The organism is Pseudomonas fluorescens (assembly GCF_000802965.1).
Lineage (GTDB): Bacteria > Pseudomonadota > Gammaproteobacteria > Pseudomonadales > Pseudomonadaceae > Aquipseudomonas > Aquipseudomonas fluorescens_A.
Map to the genome: position 1 here is coordinate 47,010 of NZ_JSAK01000045.1, position 18,151 is coordinate 65,160.

The 18,151-nt window shown below is 60.9% G+C and carries 13 protein-coding genes; all 13 read right to left on the reverse strand.

Features of this window, described 5'->3' with window-relative positions; translation table 11 throughout:
• Positions 1-301 precede the first annotated feature (301 nt).
• Positions 302-703, reverse strand: a complete 402-nt coding sequence (locus NL64_RS28660; protein ID WP_034151430.1) for an ExbD/TolR family protein — start codon at positions 701-703, stop codon at positions 302-304.
• 1 nt (position 704) lies between these two features.
• Positions 705-1,427, reverse strand: a complete 723-nt coding sequence (locus NL64_RS28665) for a MotA/TolQ/ExbB proton channel family protein (protein WP_034151431.1) — start codon at positions 1,425-1,427, stop codon at positions 705-707.
• Positions 1,428-1,515: 88 nt separating this feature from the next.
• Complete coding sequence (locus NL64_RS28670; RefSeq protein WP_034151432.1) at positions 1,516-2,337, reverse strand: energy transducer TonB; 822 nt, start codon at positions 2,335-2,337, stop codon at positions 1,516-1,518.
• A gap of 56 nt (positions 2,338-2,393) precedes the next feature.
• The gene (locus NL64_RS28675) at positions 2,394-3,188 is read right to left on the reverse strand and encodes an ABC transporter ATP-binding protein (RefSeq protein WP_034151433.1); all 795 of its coding nucleotides are present in this window, start codon (positions 3,186-3,188) and stop codon (positions 2,394-2,396) included.
• Between the two features lie 11 nt (positions 3,189-3,199).
• Positions 3,200-3,961, reverse strand: a complete 762-nt coding sequence (locus NL64_RS28680) for an ABC transporter permease (protein WP_034151434.1) — start codon at positions 3,959-3,961, stop codon at positions 3,200-3,202.
• A gap of 9 nt (positions 3,962-3,970) precedes the next feature.
• Complete coding sequence (locus NL64_RS28685; RefSeq protein WP_034151435.1) at positions 3,971-4,732, reverse strand: ABC transporter permease; 762 nt, start codon at positions 4,730-4,732, stop codon at positions 3,971-3,973.
• 225 nt (positions 4,733-4,957) lie between these two features.
• On the reverse strand, positions 4,958-7,420 hold the full coding sequence (locus tag NL64_RS28690) for a TonB-dependent receptor plug domain-containing protein (RefSeq protein WP_034151436.1): 2,463 nt from the start codon (positions 7,418-7,420) through the stop codon (positions 4,958-4,960).
• Between the two features lie 365 nt (positions 7,421-7,785).
• On the reverse strand, positions 7,786-10,056 hold the full coding sequence (locus NL64_RS28695) for a TonB-dependent receptor (protein WP_034151437.1): 2,271 nt from the start codon (positions 10,054-10,056) through the stop codon (positions 7,786-7,788).
• Positions 10,057-10,430: 374 nt separating this feature from the next.
• Positions 10,431-11,489, reverse strand: a complete 1,059-nt coding sequence (locus NL64_RS28700; RefSeq protein ID WP_034151438.1) for an ABC transporter substrate-binding protein — start codon at positions 11,487-11,489, stop codon at positions 10,431-10,433.
• 36 nt (positions 11,490-11,525) lie between these two features.
• Positions 11,526-12,578: an ABC transporter substrate-binding protein gene (locus tag NL64_RS28705; RefSeq protein WP_034151439.1), complete on the reverse strand. Its 1,053-nt coding sequence runs from the start codon at positions 12,576-12,578 to the stop codon at positions 11,526-11,528.
• Positions 12,579-12,598: 20 nt separating this feature from the next.
• Positions 12,599-13,759, reverse strand: coding sequence for an LLM class flavin-dependent oxidoreductase (locus tag NL64_RS28710; RefSeq protein ID WP_034151440.1), 1,161 nt, complete (start codon positions 13,757-13,759; stop codon positions 12,599-12,601).
• Between the two features lie 482 nt (positions 13,760-14,241).
• The gene (locus NL64_RS28715; RefSeq protein ID WP_034151441.1) at positions 14,242-16,110 is read right to left on the reverse strand and encodes an ABC transporter ATP-binding protein; all 1,869 of its coding nucleotides are present in this window, start codon (positions 16,108-16,110) and stop codon (positions 14,242-14,244) included.
• Positions 16,103-17,884, reverse strand: coding sequence for an ABC transporter ATP-binding protein (locus NL64_RS28720; RefSeq protein WP_034151442.1), 1,782 nt, complete (start codon positions 17,882-17,884; stop codon positions 16,103-16,105). The genes NL64_RS28715 and NL64_RS28720 overlap by 8 nt, the downstream gene beginning before the upstream one ends.
• Positions 17,885-18,151 lie beyond the last annotated feature (267 nt).

An 18,151-nucleotide genomic window follows, 5' to 3' on the forward strand; every position in this document is an offset into this window, starting at 1 on the left:
GCCCAATAAAGCGCTCAAGCTAAGACTCTAGTACAAGATCGCAATACTATGAATTTCTAATATTCAGGCAGATTTGTGGCGTCGCCATGACGGCAACTGAATGGATGAATCGACACCACAGTGAAATATTTTAGTTGTTTTTTAGCCGCGATCCGAGGGCAAAAGCCGTTCACCCTTGTGCTGGCGACTCAGATTAGCCGCAGCACTATCCTTGACATGATGAGTTAGCGCAACCCGGCGCAGACTCTAATTGATGACCTGGCGCTTCAGGATGATGAGCCAGGCTTCAGCGACCATTCAACTATTTCGCGGTGATCACCGAGAGCTTGGTAATCCCCGCGCGTTCAATGGACGCCATGGCCCTGGCGACTTCGCCGTAATTCACACCATTGTCCGCTTGCAGTTGCACGCGGACTTCGGCGTCTTTGGTCTTGGCTGCCTTGAGGTTGGGTTCCAGTAAATCCGGCTGGATTTCATCCTTGTTGATGAACACCTTGCCCTTGTCGTCGATGCTCACCACCAGCGGATCCTTTTGCTCCACCGGTGCAACCGACTCGGTTTTTGGCAAGTTGATCGGAATCGAATTGGTCAGCAGTGGCGCGGTGACGATGAACACCACCAGTAACACCAACATGACGTCCACCAAAGGCGTGACGTTGATCTCGCTGAGGACTTCATCGCTGTCTTGAGTAGAGAAGGCCATTTCAGGACGCCTCCTTGACTTTCTGCCCGGCGACGGTGGTGCCGGATTTGCCTGCTATCGGTTGCAGCCGTACGCGGAAGGCATGCTTTTGCGCCAGGCTATAGAAGTCGTGGGCGAAGTCATCCAGATCCGCTGCCGTCAGTTTCAGTCGACGCAAAAAGTAGTTGTAGACCAGCACTGCCGGTACCGCGACGGCAATCCCCACACCCGTGGCGACGAGCGCGGCGCCAATGGGGCCGGCCACGGTTTCCAGACTCGCCGAGCCCGCCGCACTGATGCCTTTCAATGCCGACATGATCCCCCAAACCGTGCCGAACAGACCGATAAAGGGTGACGTGCTGCCAATGCTGGCGAGGATCGCCAGGCCGGTTTCCAGAGAGCGCCGCTCACGCACAATCTGCTGGCGCAGGGCACGTTCGAGGCGATCCTGATGATTGATCGACTGGCTGAGGTCGGTGGCGTGGCTGTCACTGGTCTGAATGGCTGCATAACCGGCCAGCGCCACGCGAGCGGCGGCGCCCGGCAGACTGTTGGCGGATTCGGCAGCAGACTCAAGGCTCGAAGCGGCCCAGAATTGCCGGTGGAATTTTCGATCCTGCGCCTTGAGGCGGACGAACTGCAAACCTTTAAGCAAGGCCAGGCCCCAGGTCGCAATGGAGAAGAGGATCAACAGCCAGATGACGGCGTGTTCGATGGATTCGAAAGGGGAAGCGAGAAGATTCATGGTCTGTGTTCTCTGATATTGGGTGCTGAGTGGCGGTGCTCCTTTTGTGGGGTGGCCCGCTGTCGCCAGGTGTCTGGGTTGCTGATTGCTACTTGATCTTGAAATCGATGGGCACGCTGACCCAGCCGTCCTGGGCGACGTTGCCCTGTTTGGCCGGGACGAAACTCCAGCGCTTGACCGCTGCCAGTGCGGCGTCATCGAGTTGCTCACGGCCGCTGCTTTTCTGGATCTGAATCTCACCGGGCTTGCCGCTTGCAAGTACATGAACGCGCAACAACACAGTGCCTTGCCAGCCGCGACGCATCGCCAGCGATGGGTATTCCGGTGCCGGGTTGTTCAGGTAGCCGGCGTTGGCCGATGCCGGGGTGACTGGTTGCGGGGCGGGAGGCGCCGCAGGCGCTGGTGCGGCGACCGGTTGGGCCGGCGCGGGCGTTGCTGGCGGCTGCTCCACCGGTTTGGTCACTGGTTTCGGCGCAGGTTTTGGCACCGGTTTGACCACAGGCTTGGGCTTGGGAATCGGCTTGGGTGGCGGCGGCTTCACGGCCAACTCATCCTCCACCGGTGGTGGCGGTTCGACCACTGGCTGTGGAATCGGCTCGGGCGGTGGCGGCTCCACCACCGGTGGCGCCGGTTGCGAGAACTCGATGGTCATCGGCGGAATCTCCGGCGGCACCACGGGCAGTGGCGGCGTCGATGTCTGGCTGACCCAGACAATCACCGCGCCATGCAGCACCAGCGCGAAGATCCCCAGCAGGACGACTTCGCGGCGACTCAATACTCCCTTGGGCGTGCTGTGCAGTCGCGACAGCGCCAGGGGTTCCCGGAAGACCCGGCCAAGGTTGAGCAGCTCTCCCGGCCCTGGACTCTGGAATACCCGCGGCAGCGTTGCGGGGCTCTGGACATTGCCCATTTACGTACTCCTGTGATGCTTCGGTTTTTTTACGCTTGGACGGATTGCTTCGGGGTTCAATGGCCCACCAGTTCCTCTAGCAGTTGTTCCTTGTAGCCTTGCAATACCGATGAAGAACGGTCCCGAGGGTGTGGCAGGTCGACCTTGATTTCGTGCTTGATCCGTCCCGGATGGGCGTCCATGACAATCACCCGGTCCCCCAGGTACAGCGCTTCTTCAATATCGTGGGTGACCATGATCACCGTGCAGCGCTGCTGGACCCAGATGCGCTGCAACTCGTGTTGCAGTCGTACCCGGGTCAGCGCATCGAGAGCGCCCAAGGGTTCGTCGAGCAACAACACTTTCGGTTTATTGATCAACGCGCGGGCGATGGCTGCTCGTTGCGCCATGCCGCCGGACAATTGGTGCGGATAGGCGTTTTCAAAGCCTTCAAGGTTGACCAGGGCAATGTGCTCAGCCACCAACCGGTGTTTTTCCGCTGGAGACAACGGGTGATTCTTCAAGGCCAGGGCGATGTTCTGGCTCAGGGTCATCCACGGAAACAAGCGATGGTCCTGAAACACGATCCCGCGTTCCAGGCTGGTGGCGACGATCCGTTTACCATCCAGCAAAATGTCGCCTTCGTAATCGGCCTCCAGCCCGACGATGAGCCGCAGCAGGGTTGATTTTCCGCAGCCGCTGGCACCGACGATGCTGACGAACTCGCCAGGGCGGACGTCGAGGTTGATGTTGTGCAGCACCGGCAGAGGATTGCCCTCGATCCGATAAGCCTTGCTAAGGCCGCGAATGTGCAGAGCACCCGACTGCAATGGAGTGCTGTGTAGCGGGGTATGTTGGGCAATTGCGTTCATGGAATGGCCTTTCAACGAGTGTTGCGCCAGCGCAGCAAATGGCGGCTAAGAAGGGTGAATAGCAGGGTCATCAGGTAGCCACAGAGGCCGATGCACAGCACGCTGAGGACGATGACCTCCATGCGTGAGCCGGCTTCGGCGTTCATCATCAGGTTGCCCAGGCCGGCGCCTGACGACAGAAACAACTCGCTGCCCACGGCGGTGACCCAGGCAAACGCCAGTGCGTGCAACACGCCGGTGGCAATGCTCGGCAGCGCCGCCGGCAGCAGCACATGACGGAACCGTTGCCAGCGGCTCAGGACCAAAACCTGACCGACTTCACGGTAGCGCTGCTCGACATGGCTGAAGCCTTGCCAGGTGTTGAGGACCATCGGATAAAACGCCGCGAGGCTGACGATCAGCACCTTGGAGAACTCGCCATTGCCGAACCACATGGCGATCAGCGGAATCCAGCCGAGCATCGGCACCTGGCGGATCGAATGGAACAGCGGCCCGATCAACCGATTGGCCACGGCTGACAGCGCCATCAGCACCCCCAGCAGTACGCCGAAGAAAATGCCCAGGGCCAGACCAGTGCTGGTGCGGGCCAGGCTGGCCAACAGGTTCACCAGCAGCTCGCCATTGGCCAGCAGTTCGATCAACGCCGAGCCAATCGCCGACAACGGCACAAAGGCGTAAGCCCCGGCGGCGCCCTGGCGTGACAGGTACTCCCAGGTGCCGATCAACAACAGTGGCAGCAGCAGGCCACGGGATTTGGCAAATAGTCGAGACATCGGCGGCTCCTAGCGGGTCTGCCAGCGGAACATCCGCTGTTCGAGTTGGCGAAAACTGAAGTCGAGTACAAAGCCGATAACGCCGGTGACGACCACGCCAACCATCACCACATCGATGCGCAGCATTTGCCGGCTCATTTCAATCATCTGCCCCAGGCCACTGTCGGCGGCCAGCAACTCGGTGGCCACCAGCACCACCCAGGCGCGGGTCAGGCTGATGCGAAACCCGGTAATGATCGGTGGCGCCGCAGCAGGCAGGGCAATCTCGCGGACGAACGTCGGCCAGCGCAGTCGATACACGTCAGCCACTTCGAAGTAACTGCGCGGAATGGCCTTGACGCCTTCGCTGGCGGCCAACGCGACCGGAAAGAACGCGGTTTTGGCGACGATGATGATCTTGAAAGTTTCATCGATACCGAATAGCAGCACGAACATCGGGATCAACGCGATGCTCGGAATCTGGCGCAAGGTGTGGAACAGCGGCGAGCAATAGTTCTCGACGGTTTTCGACAAGGCCATGAGCACGCCGAACGCCAGGCCCGACAAAGAGCCGATGGCGAAGCCCAGCCCAAGGCGCGACAAACTGTTGAGCAGGTGTTCGAGCAACTCACCACTGGCCGACAGCTCTTCGAAGGTTCGCCACACCTGCGCCGGAGGGACCAACAGGTTGCGCGGGAAAATTCCGGCCTCGGCCACCACTGCCCAGAGCAACAGCAGGGCAACAGGGGAGATGAGCCAGGTCAGGGGAGACAACAGTCGTTGGATACGCATGGCAGGTCTTATTTCGGCGAAGTACCGAAGGGGTATCGCAAGAGCTGTGCCAGTGCCGAACGGTTTGTCGAACCTGATGACGCCATCGCCAGCAAGCCGGCTCCTACAGGTCACGCGCCACCCTGTAGGAGCCGGCTTGCTGGCGATGGCGTCGCAATGAACAACACCGAATGGTGCTTCATCAACACTGGCTGCTGCCCCAGCAACACCCCTCCAGCAGTCGCATCAGAACTCGTAACTGACGCTGGTGTAATAGAACGCGCCCTGGGCACCCTCAGGGCTGGTGATCGAGTACTTCGGTACGCCGTACAACTGCGTACCTTCAGCCTTGTCCGGGTGGGTATCGAACAGGTTGATCGCACCCAGCGAAACCTTCAGGGTTTTGTCGAAGGTGTAGGACAGGTCCAGGTCGGTCACCCATTGCGGGCTGTAGGTCTGGTCCAGGTTCGGGTTGGTGGCGTTGAGGCTTTTCCATTCGCCATAACGGCGCTGGGCCACGGTGACGCCCCAACCTTCATACAGCCAGTTGGCACTCAAGACCAGCTTGGTTTCGGGGGTGCCATCTTCGATCAGGCCTTGGGTGGTGCGGCCGATGATTTGCGAGCCTTTGATGTTGCCGACATCCCCCAAGGCAGTGATTTTGGTGTTGTTCTGGCTCACGCCGGCGTTGAGGTTGAGTTGCCCCCATTGCTGCAGGTCCAGTTGATAGTTGCTGGCCAGTTCGACACCGTCGGTGCGGGTGTCGGCGACGTTGGTGTAGAAGGCCGCACTTTGAATATTCGCGTAGGGCGTACCGGCAAAAATCGGCGACACCACCGACGCGGGCAATTGGTCGGAAAGCGTGATGCGGTTATCGATATCGATGCGGTAGGCGTCCAGCGTCACCGACGCGTTGGGCAGTGGTCGCCAGACCAGGCCCAGGGAATAGCTGGTCGACTCCTCCGGTTTCAGCGACTTGCCTCCCAGCAGTGCCGCTTCCGGGCTGTTGGCGCGCAGTGTTCGTTGCTGCACTTCGACAAAGTTGCCACTGCCCGGCGGTTGCTCCACCACCTGCACGCTGAATGACGACAAGCCACTCTGCACCAGGGAAGGCGCGCGATAGCCGGTGCTGGCGGTGGCCCTGGCGGCGATCTGCGGGGTGAAGTCATAACGCAAGGACAGCTTGCCGTTGGTGGTGTCTCCGAAGTCCGAGTAGTGCTCGGTGCGTACCGCGACGCCGGCCTGAAATTTCTCGGTGATCTGGCCTTCGACATCGACGTAGGCGCCGAATACGTTGCGATCCAGCGAGGCCGAATCGACTTGGGTAATACCCGAGTAGTAACCCGGTATGCGCCGCTGCGTAATCGGGTCGACGGTGTTGAAGAGCGGGCCGTTATGCCATCCAGCGGCTTCCCCTTCGCTCAGCTCATAGTTCTCCTGACGCCAGGCCAGGCCGGCGGAGAGGGTCAGCGGCTTGAACAACAGGTCGGTCGGGAAGTCCCGCACCCAGTCCAGGGTCACGTTGGTCTGGTCGGCCTCACGTTTGCCGGTGTAGATGTTTTCCGGGCTGTTGGCGCCCCAGCTGGGGTTGATCGCGTTGTGGTCGGTGGAATCCAGGGTGTTGTCGCCATGGTTCACCGCGAAGTCGAATTTGCCAAGCTGTGCGTCTTCGTAACGCAGTCCGCCGGTCAGCGCATAGTCTTCCAGCGAGTAGCGGGTGACGGGCAGGCGTCCGTCCGGGAAGCGTTGCAAAGCGGTGCTGCTGTAGTTGTTGCGCAAGGTGGTGGGCGGATCGAAGAAGCCTTCGGCGTCGGTGTTTTTGTGGGAGTAGGTGGCAAAGCCATAGGCGGTCAGACCTTCACCAATGCCGACTTCGCTGTTCAAGGCAAAGTTGTACTGGTCCGACACATTGCCCGAGCCCCAGCGCCAGGTGCGGTAACGATTGTTCTGTTCACGGGGCGTGTTGATGCTGGTGGAGCCGGGGTAAAAGATCCGGTTGTCCGGGTTGGTGTCGCTGGCCGGGTCCTGGCTGCCGGCGTCGAAACTCAAGGTCAGGAAACCGTCGTTGGGCAGGGCGAGGCCTTTCCAGCCACTGAATTTGCGCTGGATGCCATCGCCCTTGTCGTAACCGCCGAAGCGGTATCCGAGGTTGCCGCCTTCGTCCTTTTCCTTGAGCACGATATTGATCACGCCGGCAATGGCGTCCGAGCCGTATTGGGCTGCCGCACCGTCGCGCAGGATTTCCACGCGCTGGATCGAGCTCAGAGGGATCAGGCTTAAATCGACCGCCGCTGCGCCGCGTCCGTTAACCAGGCTCTGGCGAGTAACGTTGGCGCTGGTGTGGCGGCGCTTGCCGTTGACCAGCACCAGCACCTGGTCTGATGCCAGGCCCCGCAACGACGCACCTTGGGCGATGGAGCCGGCAAAGGCGCCTTGGGGTGATTGCGGGTAGGTGAACGACGGTGACAGGGCGGCGAGGGCACCGGACAGGTCGCTGGAGCCACTCTGCTCCAGCTGCTCGCCAGACAGCACGTCAATCGGTGCGGCGCTTTCCAGTGCGGTGAGATCGCTTCGACGGGTGCCGAGTACGACCACGGTGTCCAGGTGGTCGCCGGTTGCGCCGGGTTGGGTTTCGGCAGCAACGACAGGTATGGCAAGGCTGCCAATGACCAGCGCGATAGCGCCGGCCAACGGGGTGCGATGAAACATGGGTAAATTCCTTTCAGGCGTCGCAGGAGCAGGCTTGCCAACGATGGCGGTCGTCAAGGCGATGCAAGGCTTGCTGGCCCCATCGCCGGCAAGCCGGCTCCCACAGGGTTTTGTGTAGTTCCGGACATCGCAGACGTTCTGTAGGAGCTGGCTTGCCAGCGATGGCGGTCGTCAGGGTGATGCAAGGCTTGCGGGCCCCATCGCCGGCAAGCCGGCTCCCACAGGGTTTTGTGTAGTTCCGGACATCGAAGACGTTCTGTAGGAGCTGGCTTGCCAGCGATGGCGGCCTTCAGGGCGATGCGCGCCTCAAGGGCCTCATCGCCAGCAAGCCGGCTCCTACAAGGGGTTGCGTGGTGCCACAGGAATCAGAAGCGACTGGTCACGCTCAGGCCGACAGTGCGTGGGTCGCCGTAGGTGATGACGTATTGGCCCAGGGTGCCGTTCGGGCGGCCGTGAACCTGGTACCGACGGTCAGTGACGTTGTTCACAAACCCCGTGACGCTCAGTTTTTCATCCGGGCTGAACCAGGTCAGGCGAGTGTTGGCCAGGGTGTAGTGCGCCTGGCTGAGGGTCTTGTCGGCACTGCTCTGGCGGTCGGCGAGGAAGTATTCCTTGTCACGGAAACTCACGTCGCCACCGGCGACCAACTTGCCGCCGATTTCCAGCGGGAAGGTGTAGTCGGCACCCAGCGCTACTACGTTGCGCGGCGAGCGTACGAAGCTGTTGCCGCTGTAGTCCCCGGTGACGACACCGGTGTTGGGGTTGGTGTTTTTGAAATCGGTGTATTCGGTGTCGAGGAACGATACCGCCGCACGCAAGTGCAGGTAGTCGGTCGGCTGGGCTTCGAGTTCCAGCTCGGCGCCCTTCACCTTACCTTTGGCGCCGTTGGTCAAAGCCGTGGTGAGCACGCCGTTGTTGACCGTCAGCAGGTTCACCTGAATGTCCGAATAGTCGTAATAGAAGATGTTGGCGTTGGCCGTCAGGCGATGGTCGAACCATTCAGACTTGAGGCCGATTTCGTAGGCGTCGAGTTGTTCCGGATCCACCGTAGTCAGCTGAGAAAGGCTGGTGGACAGGCCGGTGTTGAAACCACCGGAGCGGAAGCCGTGGGCATAGCGAAAGAACACGCGCAGGTTGTCGTTGATCCGGTATTCCGGCGTCAGGTCATAGGTCCAGTCTTCCCAGGTATTGTTTTCCTGGCGATTGCCATTGGTGCCGACTCCGGCCAGCGGCACCAATGGGCCGTTAGCGGTGATGCGGGTCAGTTGGGTCAGGTCGAGGTCGATGTCTTTCTTTTCCTGGGTCCAGCGCAGGCCGCCGGTCACGGAGAACTTATCGGTAAAGTCGTAGGTCAGGTTGCCGAACAACGCGTAACTGTCCGTGGTGTGGTCGTAGCTCAGGTCACGAAAGGCGGTGGCGCCGCCCGTCTGGTTGGAGCCAGTGCCGTTAGGCGTCGGGCCGGGTGTGATGATGCGTTGTGCGGAGCTGTCGAGGTCTTCGTGGAAGTAATGCGCACCCAGCAACCAGCGCAAGGTTTCCTGCTGCGGCGAGGCCAGGCGCAGTTCCTGGGAATACTGCGAGTATTTGTTATCGGCAATCGCCGCGCCGTTGACCTCATAGGGGGTGTAGTCGGCGTCGCTGGTGGACTGCCCGCGAATGTAGTCATAGGCGCTGATAGAGGTCAGGGTGTAATCACCCAGATGCCAGTTCAGGGTCAGCGAAGTGCCGTCGTGATTGAGCTTGGAATCTTCATTCACGTTGAGGGCGATATCGCGTCCGCTGGGTCTTTCGTAGCCGACGTTGTAGTAGCGTCCGACGGATAGCGAGCCGTTGCTGCCATCGCCTTTGTATTCGCGACTGTGGACCTTCAGCAGCGCCTCAAGATCATCATTTATCTGCGCGAGAAACTGCAGGCGAACGGCTTTCTTGTTGACGTCGCCGTAGGTGTTGTCGTCCACCAGGTTGTCCTGGAAGCCGTCACGCTCTTCGGAGTACAACGCGATTCGCGCCGCGAGTTTCTCATCCACCAGTGCTCCCCCCAGGGCACCGCTGACGATACGTTCGTTCTTCGTGCCAAAGCCGATCGTGCCGAAACCGTCCGTGTCGAAGGTCGGTTTTTTCGAGATGACGTTCACCGCACCGGCGGTGGTGTTTTTGCCGTACAGCGTGCCTTGCGGCCCCCGCAGAATTTCGATGCGCTCCAGGTCGAACAACGGCCCGCCGCCGGCAATGGGTGCGTTCAGATAGACGTCATCGGCGTAGATCCCCACCGGGAAAACCGTTGCAGCACCGGTATCCCCGGTGCCGAGACCACGGATGTACCAACGTGGCCGGCCATCGCCGTCCGGGTTTTTTGCTGAGGTGTTGGGCACGAATGTCGTGATGTCACCCATGTTGCGCACGCCGTCGGCTACCAGGCTGGTGCCTTGTATCGCTGACACCGCCACCGGAATCTCTTGCAGGGTTTCTTCACGGTGCTGAGCGGTCACGGTGACGGTCTTGAGTGAAGGCTCGGTGGCGGTTTTGCTGCTGTCGGTTTCTGTGGTTTCTGCTGCCAGCAATCCTTCGCTGACGCCGCCCCCGGCCAGTAATAAGGTCAGCCAGATACTCTTGGTGATTGGATTAAGTTTATGCATTTAAGTCTCCCCCAATAATGTTTCACTAGTGGGGGTAGAGCAGAGATCGTGCCAAGTGATTTTTTGGATAGGTTAGTTTTGTTAAGTGATTGGTTTTAAAGGGTATTAAATTTTTCGAAAGTTGTGATGTTTGAGGGTTTGCAAGGTTTTGTTAGTTGGATCCACTCCACGCTAAAAGAGTCTGCCGAAGATTCAACATAAGTTGCTTGGCGGGTGTTGCTGGAGCAGCAAGCGTTGAGTGAAGGAGTGTTGCCAGGCCAACAATTCACTGACCTTGAAGACGCCATCGCCAGCAAGCCGGCTCCTACAAGGTTTGCACATGACCTGTAGGAGCCGGCTTGCTGGCGATAGCGGTATTGCTGGCGACGAAGAACTCAAACCGCCAGGCGTGAAGTAGAGCCAATGACGTTTTCCAGCACGCTGAAATCGATCCAATCCCGAACATCGAATCGCCGCGGGATGAAGTCCCAGCGATGCAGGAAATCGGTGAAATCCTGCAGCGCCTCAATGGAACGGGTATCGAGGGTCGTGCGCAAACGCCGGTGGGCATCTTCACCATAGGCGGCAGCAACCCAGTACTCGCTGGTGTTCAATTCACGGGCCAGAAAACGCCGGGTTTCATCCGGATTGGCCCAAGCCCATTGCTCGGTGCGCAGCACGGTATCGACGATTTTCACGCTGGCGTCGAAATGCTCATGCAGCAGGTGAGTATCAACGGTCAGGGTCCGTGGCGTGCCGTTGTTCGAGCGAATCAACGGGTCAGGGTGCGAGCCGGTATCGATGACCACGTGTAACCCGAACTCGTTGGCCAGGTGCACGGCGTGCGCGCCTTTCAAAAAGATCGCGTCGATGTCGCCACGCAACAGACCGATCAGCTCGTTGTTGCGACGGCTGAAGCGCGTCACGCCGAGGCTGACTTCCGAGCCGTAGACATGCTGTTTCTGTTCGTCGCTGTAGGTGCCGCCATAGGGGTAGTCCACCAACTCGACGTCCGACACCTCAAGGCCTTCAAGCTTGAGGGCGTTTTCCAGCCCGCGCAGGGCCTGGGCGCGGGTGAAGTCGATCTGCACGTTGGCCCATTTCGGCACGCCGAAGCGACGGTTTTTCAGGTCGCGCACACTCTTCACACCGCTTTCCGCGGTGGTCAGGATCAACTGCACCTCGTCGCTCCAGGACAGCCCCAATACCCGGGTTTGTACGCCGCTGGCGTAGGCCCAGATGGCCGGGATATTACCGCCGTGACGCACCGAGTTTTTCAGGTGATGGTCGTAGTGGGCTTCGCGAACTTCCCGTTCGCTGGACTCGCGCAGGGATTGAATGTTGGTGCCGAACGGCTGAAAGGCTTCCGCCAGACGACCGGACTGCACGGCGATGCCCAGTCCCGTGGGTACCGGGCTGTGGGTGTACCAAAGCGTATCGAGTGGTTTGCTCATAAAGGCCTTCAGTTCGAGTCCATGAAACCTGGCGGGTTACCCGGCCAGTGCAGTGTGGGTTTGCAGCAATGCGCCCAGCGGACGAGGATCGATCCAGTCGCGTACGTCGAAGCTTTTCGGGATGAAGCGCCAGCGATGCAGAAAGTGGGTGAAGTCCTGCAGGGCGGCAATGGCCTGATCGTCCAGGTCGGTGCGCAAGCGCAGGTGGGCGTCGTTGCCGTAAGCGGCACTGACCCAGTACTCGCTGCTGTTGGTTTCGCGGGCCAGGTAGCGGCGCGTTTCTTCCGGATGGGTGTGGGCCCAAAGTTCCGCGCGTCGTACGGAATCGAGAATGCCGGTGGCCACATCGAAGTGGTTGTCCAGCAGGTTCAGGTCCACCGCCAGTGTGCGAGGCGTGCCGTTGTTGCTGCGAATCAGTGGCTCGGGGTGCGAGCCGGTGTCGATGACCGTATGCAGGCCGAACTCATTGGCCTGCCGGGCGGCGCTGGCACCTTTGAGGAAGATCGCATCGACTTCGCCGCGCAGCAGACCGACCAATTCCAGGTTGCGTCCTTCGACCCGCTGAGTGCTGACCGGTGTGCCGTTCACGGTGCTGACCTGCGGATCGCTGAACGTGCCCTCATAGCGGTAGTTCACCAGTTGCACATCGCCGACCTGCAGACCTTCCAGCAGCAGGGCGTTTTCCAGCCCGCGCAGGGCCTGGGCGCGGGTGAAATCGATCTGTGCACCTGCCCAGTCGGGCAGGCCGAAACGGCGCCCCTTGAGGTCCTTGACGGTTTTAATGCCGCTGTCTGGAAGAGTCAGGATCAGTTGTACTTCATCAGCCCAGGACAGGCCGATGACCCGCGTCTCCCGGCCTTGGGCCCGGGCCCAGATCGCCGGGATATTGCCGCCATGGCGTACCGAGTTGCGCAGGGTGTGATCGAAATGCGATTCGCGCACCGCCTTGTCGGTGGATTCGCGCAATGACTGAACCTGCGTGCCCAAGGCGCCAACGGTGTCTTGCAGCCAGCCTTTTTGCACGGCGATGCCCAGACCGGTGGGGACCGGGCAGCGGGTGTACCAGAGGGTGTCGAGGGGGTGAGTCATGAGCCATTCTCCCGCAGCGTTCAGGCGCTGGCCTTCAAGTGAGATGCCGGTTGCACGGCAGGGCGTTGGTGCACCAGCGGCAGGACTTCCTGACCGATGCGCAGGGCCTCTTCCAGGTGTGGGTTGCCGGCGAGGATGAAGGTCGAGAAACCGGCGTCGCGGTATTCCACCAGGCGTTCGGCGATGTTCTCGTGGCTGCCCACCAGACCCACGGTCGGCCCCGGTTTGGCTTTGGCGAAACCGGCCCACAGGTTCGGGCCGATGATCAGGTCGTCGAAACGATCGATGTTCTGGTGGTAGGCGGTCTGGCGTGCGCCACCGACCGAGTCGGAGCCGCTGGTGAAACCCTTGGCGACCACGCTGCTCTTGCCTTCGAGCTTGTCGAATTGGCGACGCAAATCCTTCCACGCCAACTCTTCGGTTTCCCGGGCAAACAGGTCGACCCGCAGACCGAAGCGCACGCTGCGACCCTGTTTGTCTGCCAGTTCACGTACTCGTTCGATGTGCGGCTTGAGCTTGTCGATGGGCTCGGCCCAGTTCAAGTAAACGTCGGCGTGTTTGGCGGCAACATCCAGGGCCGCGTCGGAGAATCCGGAAAAGTACACGCCGGGCTTGCGTTCGTCTTGCAGGCCGTGGGGCAGGGCACCGTTCTCCAGCTGATAGATATCGCCGTCATAGGAGAAGCGCTCGTTCTCCCAAAGCCCCTGGATGATGTCGAGGAACTCGCCGGTGCGCTTGTAGCGCAGGTCATGTTCGAGGAAGTCGCCGTTGGCCCGCTGACTGGCCGGGTTGCCACCGGTGATGATGTTCCACTCCAGGCGACCGCGGCTGAGGTTTTGCAAGATGGCCGCTTGTTGCGCGGCGTAGGCCGGCAGGGTCCAGGTGGCCTGGAAGGCGATCAGGAATTTGATCCGGCGGGTTTCCCGAGCGAGGGCCGCTGCGGCAATCCATGGCTCCGGGCCGGTGGGCAACAAGGCGCCTTCAAAACCGGCCAGTTCGGCGGCTTTAGCGACTTGGGCGATGTAGTCGATGTAGGTGAAGTCGTCGGGGTCACCGTTGGGCAAGCGCCCGGGTGCGATGTTGCCTGGACGATAGTGCGGATTGCCGCGGTTGTGTTTGTCGGTGGTCAGTTGCGGACCATCGGTGCCCAGCGGCAGGCGCCAGAAAAACTCAGTGCTCATGGGGTGCTCCTGATTCAAGTACGCGTTGCGTCGCGCAGGTGCGAGGACGTCTTGTCGGGGTGGTTGCAACGGGCATGCCATGGTCGTTGAGTCGGGTTTTGGTCAATGGGGTCGGGGGTTTGGCTGGAATGCGGAGGGGGTGAAGGCGAGGGGTGCTTCTGTGGCAGCAGTCGGTCAGCAATGGTTGCTCAGCGTGCAGCAGGGCATACATCGCACCCAACCTTGTAGGAGCCGGCTTGCTGGCGATGAGGCCGCTGGGTTTTGTGTGGTTTTGAGGACGCCATCGCTGGCAAGCCAGCTCCTACAGGTCCGCGTGTGAACCCGATTGTGTAGGAGCCGGCTTGCTGGTGATGAGGCCTTTGGATTTTGCGTGGTGTTGAGGACGCCATCGCTGGCAAGCCAGCTCCTACAGGTCCGCGTGTGAACCCGATTGTGTAGGCGCCGGCTTGCTGCGGGCGGCGTTCCGACGATGGCGGTTTCAATCATGCAGATGCCGTGGCGACGATCTCATCGATGGACGAGCCGGCTTCGGCACTGCGCAAATAGGTCTGGTACAACGCCGCATAAGCGCCACCCTGATCGATCAATTGGCTGTGCGGCCCTTGTTCGACCAGGCGACCCTGGCGAATGACCGCGATGCGGTCGGCATCGCGAATGGTGGCCAGGCGATGGGCGATGATGATGGCGGTGCGACCTTCGCAGAGTCGGCGAAATGCTCGCTGTATTCGACGCTCGGTATGGATGTCGACGGCTGACGTCGCTTCGTCCAGCACCAGCACCGCCGGGTCTGCAAGGTAGGCGCGCACCAGGCACACCAACTGTCGCTGGCCATGGCTCAAGTGCCCGCCCAGTGGCCCGACTTCAGTCTGGTACTGGTGTGGCAGGCGCTCCAACACTTCATCTGCGCCCAACTCCCGGGCAGCTGCAATCAGACTCGCGTCGTCGGCGTGGGGCGATGCCAGACGCAGGTTGTCGAGGATGCTGCCGCTGAACAACACATTGTCCTGCAAAACCACGCCGACATTGCGCCGCAGTTCATGTTGGGTCAGGTGGCGAACATCAATACCGTCAAGCCGGACCGCGCCCGACTGCACCTCATAAAAGCGCGTGAGCAACTGCACCAGCGTGCTTTTGCCGTGGCCCGATGGACCGACAATTGCCAGCACCTCACCCGCAGGAATGTGCAGGTCCAGGTCGTTGATCACCGGCGAAGAGCTGTTGGCATCGTAGCTGAAGCGCACCTGTTCAAAACTCACTTCACCCCGGGCCCTGCCCACGCGTTGCGGTGTCGCGTTGTCGTTGATTTCCGGTCGGGTGTCGAGCAGCAGGAAGATCCGCTGTGCCGAAGCCGAACCCGTGGCGTAGCGCTCGAACAGGTCCGACAGTTCCTGCAATGGCCCGAGGAACAGAAACACATAAAACAGACTCTCCGCGATCTGGCCCACGGTCACATCCGCCTGCGCCAGCCCGTAAGCGCCCACCAGCAACAGCACCGCCATGCCCGCCGAACTGAGCAGAGCGGTAAAGGGGGCGAACCAGCCGGAGCGCAAGTTGCCGCGAATCAGCGCCTGATTGAAGTCATCCAGCAGACCCCGATAGCGCCGCAGGTTCGGGGCTTGCTGGGCGCATTGCTGCAACATGCGCGCGCCGCTCACGCTCTCCACCAGATGCGCGGTGAACCGGCTGCGGTTCTCCGCGACCCTGGCCCAGTTGCGCTGGGAGATGCGTTTGAAACTCCAGGTCGCCAGCACCAGCAACGGCACCGTGGCCGCCAGGCTGAGAAAAAACCGTGGGTCGATTCGCCAGAGCATCACCGACGCCAGTCCACAGCGCAGCAAGGCGCCCAGCAATTCAGGCGGGCCCTGGATCAGCAGCGGTTCAAGGGCATCGACGTCCCGGTCGACACGGGAAATGATCCGTCCGGCCTTGGTCCGGTCGAAATAGCTGACGCTCAGGCTCTGGACATGGGCAAATACCCGCACCCTCAAGTCATTCAAAACCCGGATCGCCGCACTGCCGGCTACAAACTGCGAGACCCCGGCGAGCAGGAATCGCCCGAGCCAACTGGCAGCCAGCCCCAAGCCGAGCCAGAGCACGAGGCGCTCATCAAGCAACCAGTGATCGCCCTGTTGAATCAGCCCGCGGTCAAGCAATTCACGGACGAACCAGGGGCGCAGGAACACGGTGAAGACCAGCAAAAGCTCAATGCCAATGACCCCGGCAATGTGCCGGCGAATCGGTTTAAGCAGTGGCAGCAGCCGACTGAACATGCTGCGGTCGAGGGCCTTTTTGGCCAGCATTTCTTCTATTTCGATATCGCTCAAGGCTTTGCCGGCGATTGGGTTAGCCATGGTCGATCCCTAGCAAGTCGCGGTAGTCAGGATGGGTTTTCAAGAGTTCAGCATGGGTGCCGTTGGCAACGATCCGGCCGTCCTGGAGCATCAGCACGCGGTCCGCCAGGAGGATGGTCGAGAGCTTGCTGGAGATCACCAGCAAGGTGGTGGCGCGGCCCTGATCACGGCGTAGCTGACGAATGTTGTTCAGCACCTGGCGTTCGCTGATCGCATCCAGCGCGCTGGTGGCGTCATCCAGACACAGGATGTCCGGCTCGCCGAGCAGCGCACGAGCCAGGCTCAGGCGCTGACGCTGACCGCCAGACAGCGTCACGCCACGATCGCCGAGCGGCGTGGCCAAACCTTGGGGCAGGCGTTCGAGTACATCTTCGGCGGCGGCCAGGCGCAAACCGTGACGCAATCGTTGATCGCTGGCGTGCGGTGCAGTCAGGCGCAGGTTGGCCGCGAGCGTGTCCGAAAACAAAAAGCTTTCCTGGGGCACCACATGCACCCGGCGCCTGAGTTCGTCCAGGTTCAACTGACGAATGTCCTGCCAACCGGCACTGTCCGAACCGATCAGTAAGCGACCGGAGCTGATGTCGCTCAGGCGCGGCAACAGGCTGGCCATCAGGCTTTTACCGGTGCCTGTCGCACCCACCAGAGCGACGATTTCACCCGGCTGCAATGTCAGCGAACAGTCCTGCAAAATCTCTCGCCCACCACCGGGCGCGCTGACACTGACGTGCTCCAGTTTCAGTCCCAGTGGCGAGTCGGGCAGGCTGTCGGCACCGCTTCGAATCGCGGCTGGTTCGTCCAGCAATTGCCAGATGCGCTCGGCGCTGGAGCGGGCATCGGCGAAGGTCTGCATGACGCGGCCAATGCCTTCGATGCGAAACACCAGGGTGGTGGCGATCAGCAGCGAAGTGACCAATTCGCCGATGCCCAACTGCCCGGCAGCTACCAGGTGGGCACCGTAAATCAGAATCCACACATGCCCCAATGCGACGACTGCCTGGGGCAGGGGGATGCGCGAACTGGAGTAGGCGAGGGCGAGGCGGGCATGGTCGGCGAACACCGCGACTTGCGAGGCGAAACGCTGAATGCGGCTGTGTTCCAGGCCGAACGACTTGATCACTCGCACGCCGCTGATGCCTTCGCTGAGGTCCTGATTGACCCGGTCATAGGCTTCGCCAACCGCCCGATCGAGGCTGACCAGGCGTTCGGTCTGGCGCACGAAAATCCACAGGCCGAACACGGTCAGCAATAACGGGACCAGGCCCAGCAGTGGGTTGTACCAGCCGAGCAAACCGACAGTTGCCAGCACCACCAGTGGCGTTTCCACCACTTGGCGCCAGAAGCTGATGAGCGCGTCGCGCACCTTGTCGGCATCACGGGTGGTGCGCGTGATCATTTCACCCATGCCGTGTTGCCAGTGATAGCCCAGATGCAGCGTTTGGACCTGTTGCAGGATGCGTTCGCGCAGACGCGTCAGCAGTTCCTGGCTAAGCACCAGCGACAACACGCTGGCAGCGTATTGCAACACGCCACGGCCCACGGCCACGGCGAGCATCAGCCACAACCAGTACCAGCCGAGGCTGGCGTCCAGGCTGCCATCGGCGTGGCGGATTACCGCGCGGCCGGCACTGACATCGTTCACCGCATGCCCGATCAGCCATTGCTGCCAAACCAGCCCGAGGTTCACGGCAACGAACAGCGCCGCCACCAGGGCGAAGCGCCAGGGCATTTCCCGGTAAATCGCCAGGCTGCGCAGAAGAGGGTGTCTTTCGATCATGTAAATGCTCTGTGGGGGGTATGCCAGGCCGCACCGTGTGATTCCGCGCAAAACACGGACCCGTAGGAGCCGGCTTGCTGGCGATGGGGCCATCAAACGTTGTGTCGCTCATGAGGACGCCATCGCTAGCAAGCCAGCTCATACGGTTCAACCGCGTGAACCCGATTCATCCCTGCGAACCCGATTCTGTAGGAGCCGGCTTGCTGGCGATGGGGCCATCAAACGTTGCGACGCTTTTGCGGCCGCTATCGCTAGCAAGCCAGCTCC